Source organism: Kineosporia sp. R_H_3, assembly GCF_002198675.1.
Taxonomy (GTDB): Bacteria; Actinomycetota; Actinomycetes; order Actinomycetales; family Kineosporiaceae; genus R-H-3.
In genome coordinates, this window is record NZ_MWLL01000134.1 from 40,865 (window position 1) to 48,106 (window position 7,242).

A 7,242-nucleotide genomic window follows, 5' to 3' on the forward strand; every position below is an offset into this window, starting at 1 on the left:
ATGACGACGGAGCCCGTGCCGCGCAGCACCTCCCGGCCGATCACGACGCTGCTCGTCGCGAACCGCGGCGAGATCGCCCGCCGGGTCTTCGCGACGTGTCGCGCCCTCGGGATCGGCACGGTCGCGGTCTTCTCCGACGCCGACGCCGACGCGCCGTTTGTCGCCGAGGCGGACGCCGCGGTCCGGCTCCCCGGCACCGCCGCCGCCGACACGTACCTGCGCGGCGACCTCGTCGTCGCGGCCGCGCTGCGCGCCGGGGCGGACGCCGTCCACCCCGGGTACGGCTTCCTCTCCGAGAACGCCGACCTCGCCGCGGCCGTGGGCGCGGCCGGGCTGGTCTGGGTCGGGCCGCCGCCCGCCGCGATCAGCGCGATGGGCTCGAAGACCGCGGCGAAGAAGGCGATGGAGGCCGTCGGCGTCCCCGTCCTCGCCGACCTGGACCCCGGCACCGTCACGGCGGCCGACCTGCCCGTCCTCGTCAAGGCGTCGGCGGGAGGCGGCGGGCGCGGGATGCGGGTCGTCCGCGACCTCGCGGACCTGCCGGGCGCCGTGGAGAGCGCCGCCGCCGAGGCGCTCGCCGCGTTCGGCGACGGCACCGTCTTCGTCGAGCCGTACGTGGAGCGCGGCCGGCACGTCGAGGTGCAGGTGCTCGCCGACACCCTCGGCACGGTGTGGGCGCTCGGCGAGCGTGAGTGCTCGATCCAGCGGCGCCACCAGAAGATCGTCGAGGAGTCCCCGTCCCCGCTCGTCGAGGCCGTGCCCGCGCTGCGGGAGCGGCTCCTCGACGCCGCGACGACGGCGGCCCGGGCGATCGGGTACGTCGGCGCCGGCACCGTCGAGTTCCTCGTGGACGCCGCGGGCACCGGCCCGGACGGCGTGCCGCGCTTCTTCTTCCTCGAGACGAACACCCGGCTCCAGGTCGAGCACCCGGTGACCGAGCTGCGCCACGGCCTCGACCTCGTCGCCGCCCAGCTCGCGGTCGCCGCCGGCCGCACGCTCGACCCGCACCCGCCGGCGCCGCGCGGCCACGCCGTCGAGGTGCGGCTCTACGCCGAGGAACCGGCCGCCGGCTGGGCGCCGCGCACCGGCACGCTCCACCGGTTCGAGGTCCCCGGCGTCGACGCCCGCTTCACCGTGCCGGACCGGCCCGCCGACCGGGCGGTGCTCCGCCTCGACAGCGGCGTCGAGAGCGGCGCCGTCGTCTCCCCGTTCTACGACCCCATGCTCGCCAAGCTCATCGCCTGGGCCCCGCGCCGCGAGGACGCCGTCGCCCGGCTGGCCGCGGCCCTCGCCTCGGCCCGGGTCCACGGGGTCACGACGAACCGCGACCTGCTCGTGAACACGCTGCGGCACAGCGCGTTCGGTGCCGGTGACACCGACACCGGCTTCCTGGAGCGGCACGACGTCGCCGTCCTCGCGGCCCCGCTCGCCGAGCCGGACGCCGTCCGGCTGTCCGCGCTCGCCGCGGCGCTGGCCACCGCGGCCGGACGGCGGCGCGCGGCGCCCGTGCTCGGTGGCCTGCCCGGCGGGTGGCGCAACGTCCCCGCCCACCCGCAGACGGTGGCGTTCGAGCACGCCGGGGAGCGGGTCGACGTCGCCTACCGGCTCGGCCGCGGCGGTCTGCAGGCCGAGGCGTTCGACGCCGTCGCCCTCGTCTGCGCCGGGCCGGAGCGGGTCGTCCTCGACGTCGACGGCGTCCGCCGCACGTTCGACGTCGCCGCCCACGGCAGCGCACCGCACGGCGAGGGCGACGCGGCGCTGGTCTGCGTCGACTCCCCGCTCGGCCCCGTGGCCCTGACACCGCTCGCGCGCTTCCCGCGGACCGGGGCCACGGCCGCCGCCGGGTCGTTGCTCGCACCGATGCCGGGCACCGTGGTGCGGCTCGGACCCGCTGCGGGGCAACGGGTCGAGGCGGGCACCCCGCTCGTCTGGCTGGACGCCATGAAGATGGAGCACGTCCTCGCGGCCCCGGCCGCCGGGGTCGTCGCGCAGGTCCTGGTCGCCGTCGGCGACCAGGTCGAGGTCGGTGCGGTGCTCGCGGTCGTCAGCGACGACACGCCAGACGACACGGCAGACGAGACAGCTGATGTCACGGCTGATAATGCGGCAGGAGCGCCGGCAGGGAGCGAGGAGGAGCAGCGATGAGCTTCGTCGAGAGCCCGGAGAGGGTCGCCCTGCGCGAGGTCGTGAGCGACCTCGGGCGGCGGTACGGCTTCGAGTACTTCCAGCGGGTCTCCCGGGCCGGCCGGCACGCCGACGAGCTGTGGGCCGAGGCCGGCAAGCTCGGCTTCCTCGGGGTGAACCTGCCCGCCGAGCACGGTGGCGGCGGTGCGGGGCTCTACGAGCTCTCGCTCGTCCTCGAGGAGCTCGGGGCCGCCGGCTGCGGCCTGCTCATGATGGTCGTGTCGCCGGCGATCTGCGGCACGGTCGTCGCGCGCTTCGGCACCGACGCGCAGAAGGCCAGCTGGCTGCCGGGTCTCGCCGACGGCAGCCGGGTCATGGCGTTCGGGATCACCGAGCCGGACGCCGGGTCGAACTCGCACAACATCACGACCGTCGCCCGGCGCGACGGGACCGGTGACGACGCGGGCTGGCTGCTCACGGGCCGCAAGGTCTACGTCTCGGGCGTCGACGCCGCGGACGACGTCATGATCGTCGCCCGCACCGAGGACGCGCGCACCGGGCGGCTGCGGCCGGCGCTGTTCGTCGTCCCGCGCACCGCACCGGGCTTCGAGCACCGCGCCATCGACATGGAGCTGCTCACCCCGGAGCGGCAGTTCGCGCTCTTCCTCGACGACGTGGCGCTACCGGCCGACGCACTCGTCGGGCACCCCGACGCGGGCCTCGCCCAGCTCTTCGCCGGCCTCAATCCCGAGCGGGTCATGGCCGCCGCCTACGCCCTCGGGACGGCCCGGTACGCGCTCGACAAGGCGGTCGCCTACGCGAAGGAACGGCAGGTCTGGTCGGTGCCGATCGGTGCGCACCAGGGCCTCTCGCACCCGCTCGCGCAGGTGAAGGTCGAGGTCGAGCTCGCCCGGCTCATGATGCAGAAGGCCGCCGCCCTCGTCGACGAGGGCCACGAGGAGGCGGCCGGCGAGGCGGCGAACATGGCGAAGTACGCCGCCGGCGAGGCGGGCGCCCGGGCCGTCGACCAGGCGATCCAGACCCTGGGCGGCAACGGCCTGAGCCGGGAGTACGGTCTCGCGCCGTTGCTCACGATGTCCCGCGTCGGCAGGATCGCTCCCGTGAGCCGCGAGATGATCCTCAACTTCGTCGCGCAGAACAGCCTCGGGCTGCCGAGGTCCTACTGATGGGCGCACCGACGGCCACACCGACGGGTCCGCAGCCGGACGACGGCGAGGTCGTGCGGTACGCCGTCCGGGACGCCGTCGCCACCGTCACCCTGGACTCACCGGCCAACCGCAACGCGCTCTCCCGGGCGCTCGTCGCAGGGTTCGAGGCCGCGCTCGACCGCGCGGCCGCCGACCGCGACGTGCGGGCGGTCGTGCTCACCCACACCGGGACGACGTTCTGCGCCGGTGCCGACCTGCGGGAGGCGCTCGCGGACGGCGTCGAGGCGACGGCTCGGACACTGCTGCGGCTGCTGCGCGGGATCGTCGCGCACCGCTGCCCGGTCGTCGCGCTCGTCGACGGGCACGTCCGGGCCGGCGGGCTGGGCCTCGTCGGGGCCTGTGACGTCGTCGTCGCCGGCCGCCGGAGCACCTTCGCGTTCACCGAGTCCCGGCTGGGCCTCGCGCCCGCGGTGATCTCCGCGGTCACGACACCCCGGATGACGAGCCGCGCAGCCGGCCGGTACTACCTCACGGGCGAGACGTTCGACGCCACGCAGGCGCAGGACGCCGGGCTGGTGACCGTCGCCGCCGACGATCCGGCCGCCGCGGCCGAGGAGGTCCTCGCCGCGCTGCGGCTGTGCTCCCCGCAGGGCCTCGCCGAGTCGAAGAAGGTCGCCGCGGCCGGCGTCCTCGCCGCGCTCGACGCGACCGGCCCGGCGCTCGCCACCCTGTCCGCGTCGCTGTTCGCCTCCGACGAGGCCCGCGAGGGCATGACGGCCTTCGCCGAGCGCCGTCCGCCGTCCTGGGCCCGCTGACCGCACCGAAGGAGACCGTCATGACCACCACCGAGGCCGGCGGTACCGAGCGGCCGGGAACGCGCCCCCGGGTCGTCAGCGACATCGTCCGGCACTGGGCGAGGACGACGCCCGACGCCGAGGCGGTCGCGTACGAGGGCTCCACGCGGACGTGGGCGCAGTGGGACGACCGGGTGCGCCGCGTGTCCGGTGCGCTCGCCGCCGCCGGCATCGGCCGCGGCGACCGGGTGGCCTTCGTCGACAAGAACCACCCGGCGTGCCTCGAGGTGACGCTCGGCGCGAGCGCGGTGGGCGCCGCGAACGCCGTCGTCAACTGGCGGCTGGCGCCCGACGAGCTCGTGTACGTCCTCGGGGACGCCGCGCCGCGCCTGCTGTTCGTCGGCGCCGAGCTGGTGCCCGCCTGGGAGGCGGTCCGGGACCGGCTGCCCGGCATCACCACCGTGGTCGTCGTCGGCGGCGAGCAGGACACCTACGAGGCGTTCCTCGCCGCGGCCACGCCCGCGGACGCCGCGCCCGAGGTCGGGCCGGACGACACCGCGCTCGTGCTCTACACCTCCGGGACGACCGGCTTCCCCAAGGGGGCGACGCTCACGCACCGCGGCCTCGTGGCGCACACCGTGGCGCTGCGCAGCGACTTCCCGATGGGCCCCGGCGACCGCAACCTCGTCGCGATGCCGCTCTTCCACGTCGGCGGCAGCTGCTACGCGCTCATCGGGTTCGACGCCGGCGTCCCGACGACGGTCCTGCGCGAGGTGACCGGCCCCGGCCTCGTCGGGAGCTTCCTCGGCGGGTGCACGCACGCCTTCCTCGTGCCGGCCGTCATCGCCGGGCTCGTCCAGGCCGGGGCCCCGGCGCTCGGCGCGCTCGCGCGGCTGAAGATCCTCGGGTACGGGGCCTCCCCGGCGCCGCTGCCGGTGCTGCGCGCCGCGATGGAGGCGTGCCCGGGCACCGACTTCCTCCAGGTCTACGGGATGACCGAGCTGAGCGGCGTCGTGACGACGCTGAAGCCGGCGGCGCACCGGGACGCCGCCCGGCCCGAGCGGCTCGCGTCGGCGGGCACCCCGATCCCCGGGGTGGAGCTGCGGGTCGTCGACCCGACGACCGGCGAGGACGTCCCGCCCGGTGCCGCGGGCGAGCTCTGGTGGCGGACCGAGCAGCGGATGGGCGGCTACCTGAACAAGCCGGAGGCCACCGCGGAGACGATCACCCCGGACGGGTACGTCCGCAGCGGCGACGTCGGCCGGGTCGACGACGGCGGGTTCGTCTTCATCGAGGACCGGGTCAAGGACATGATCATCACCGGCGGCGAGAACGTGTACGGCCCGGAGGTCGAACGCGTCCTCGTCGAGCACCCGAGCATCGCCGAGGCGGTGGTCGTCGGCGTCCCGGACGACGTCTGGGGCGAGGCGGTCAAGGCGATCGTCGTCCCCGCCGAGGGAGCGGTCGTCGACGCCACGCAGATCGTCGCGTACGCCCGCGAGCACCTCGCCGGCTACAAGTGCCCGCGCAGCGTCGACGTCGTCGAGGCCCTCCCGCGCAACGCGACGGGCAAGATCCTCAAGAACGTGCTCCGCAGGCCCTACTGGGAGGGCACCGGGCGCTCGATCTGACGCACCGGACGCTCGGTCTCCACGCCCCGGGCGCGACGCAGCAGCAGGACGGACCAGGAGGGTTCACGTGGTGGTGACGGCGGGCCGGCCCGGGGGCGACCCCGCCGGTCGCGAGCCGCAGCAGGACCGCAGCCGGCTGACCCGGCGCAAGGTCCTCGAGGCGGCGGTGGAGTCCCTCGCCGAGCACGGCTGGGCGGGCTCCACGGTGGTCACCGTCGCCGAGCGGGCGGGTGTCTCCCGAGGGGCCGCGCAGCACCACTTCCCGACCCGGGAGTCGCTGTTCGCCGCGGCCTTCGAGCTCACCGCCGCCGAGCGGCTCGCCCACGTGCGCCGCGAGGCGGCCCGGCTCGCCCCGTCGGGGGAGCGGACCGAGGCCGTCCTCGTCATGCTCTGCGGTGTCTACACCGGGCCGCTGTTCCGCGCCGCCCTGCACCTGCACACGGCCGCGGCCGTCGAGGACGACCTGCGGGCGCTCGTGGCCCGCTCCGAGGCCGAGGTCAACGCCGAGGTGCACCGGACGGCGGTCGCGCTGCTCGGCGTCGACGAGACGCTGCCCGGCAACCGGGAGCTCGTCCAGGGCACGCTCGACCTGCTCCGCGGCCTGGCGCTCGCCGACGTCCTCACCGACGACAGCCGACGGCGGCGCGGCGTGCTGCGGCGCTGGGCCCAGGTGCTCGACGGGGCGGTGCGTCGCGCCGGGTGACGGCCCGACCCGGACGGGTCAACGACCCGTCACCCGGCAGGCGGCGGTCGGTGCCGTCCAGCGGCCGTGACCGGTTGCCGATGACTTGAGGACGTCGGTCGTCGCGAACGGTCCTCCGCGCCCCCGCCGGGAGTCCCGGGCACGTCCCGCCCGGGATCTCGGCGGCCGGATGATCAGGACGCTTCAGTCCCCGCCCGTTGCGGCCGATGCCCGGAGTGAGCGGACAGCAGTACCCCGGAGCCGTCCGTCCGAACAGGCACGCGCCGCCGGCGCGTCTCGAGAGCTGGAGTCGTCGAGTGTTCGACCGTCTGAGCCGTCAGGGGGCCCGTCCGGGGTCCCGTTCCGCAGCCGTGCACGCCGCCGTCACGACGGCGCTCGAGGCTGCCGCCCGTAACGACCTCACCCTTCGAGCGCCGGTCGAGGGGGTCGACCACGAGGACCTGCCGCTGTGCCTCGCGGCGAACTCGCTCATCGACACGATCGCCACGCTCCAGGCGGAGATCGCCCACATGTCCGTCGAGCACGACGCGGGCGACATCGACGTCGTCATCGACGTCGCACGGTTCCCCGAGGCCTACCGACCGCTCGCGCAGGCGATCAACCACATGGTCGGCGGTCACATCGCGGTGAAGAAGAAGGCGATGGCCGTCATCAAGGCGTTCGGCGAGGGCGACTTCGACGCCCCGATGGAGCAGCTGCCCGGCAAGAAGGCCTTCATCAACGACACGATCGAGACGGTCCGCGGCAACCTCAAGGGCCTCATGGCGGCGATGAACCACATGTCCGCCGAGCACGACGCGGGCGACATCGACGTCTCGATC

Annotated in this window: 5 protein-coding genes and 1 pseudogene; all 6 read left to right on the top strand. The window is 75.4% G+C overall.

The features are described 5' to 3' along the window. Positions 1–2,145 (top strand): biotin carboxylase N-terminal domain-containing protein, encoded by a 2,145-nt coding sequence (locus ECOMGDLI_RS13710; RefSeq protein WP_088317382.1) that lies wholly within the window; start codon positions 1–3, stop codon positions 2,143–2,145. Continuing rightward, the gene (locus ECOMGDLI_RS13715) at positions 2,142–3,311 is read left to right on the top strand and encodes an acyl-CoA dehydrogenase family protein (RefSeq protein ID WP_088317383.1); all 1,170 of its coding nucleotides are present in this window, start codon (positions 2,142–2,144) and stop codon (positions 3,309–3,311) included. Before ECOMGDLI_RS13710 ends, ECOMGDLI_RS13715 begins: the two co-directional genes overlap by 4 nt. After that, a complete protein-coding gene (locus tag ECOMGDLI_RS13720) occupies positions 3,311–4,108 on the top strand; it encodes an enoyl-CoA hydratase family protein (RefSeq protein WP_088317384.1) in 798 nt (265 codons plus the stop codon). The genes ECOMGDLI_RS13715 and ECOMGDLI_RS13720 overlap by 1 nt, the downstream gene beginning before the upstream one ends. A gap of 20 nt (positions 4,109–4,128) precedes the next feature. Continuing rightward, entirely contained in the window at positions 4,129–5,718 is a 1,590-nt protein-coding gene (locus ECOMGDLI_RS13725) for a long-chain-fatty-acid--CoA ligase (RefSeq protein ID WP_088317385.1), read from the top strand. 70 nt (positions 5,719–5,788) lie between these two features. Next, positions 5,789–6,421 carry a TetR/AcrR family transcriptional regulator gene (locus tag ECOMGDLI_RS13730; protein WP_088317391.1) on the top strand — a complete coding sequence of 211 codons (633 nt, stop codon included), beginning with the start codon at positions 5,789–5,791 and terminating at the stop codon, positions 6,419–6,421. A 350-nt stretch (positions 6,422–6,771) separates the two neighbouring features. Then, positions 6,772–7,242 (top strand): annotated as a pseudogene (locus ECOMGDLI_RS34630) (methyl-accepting chemotaxis protein); the annotation flags it as partial.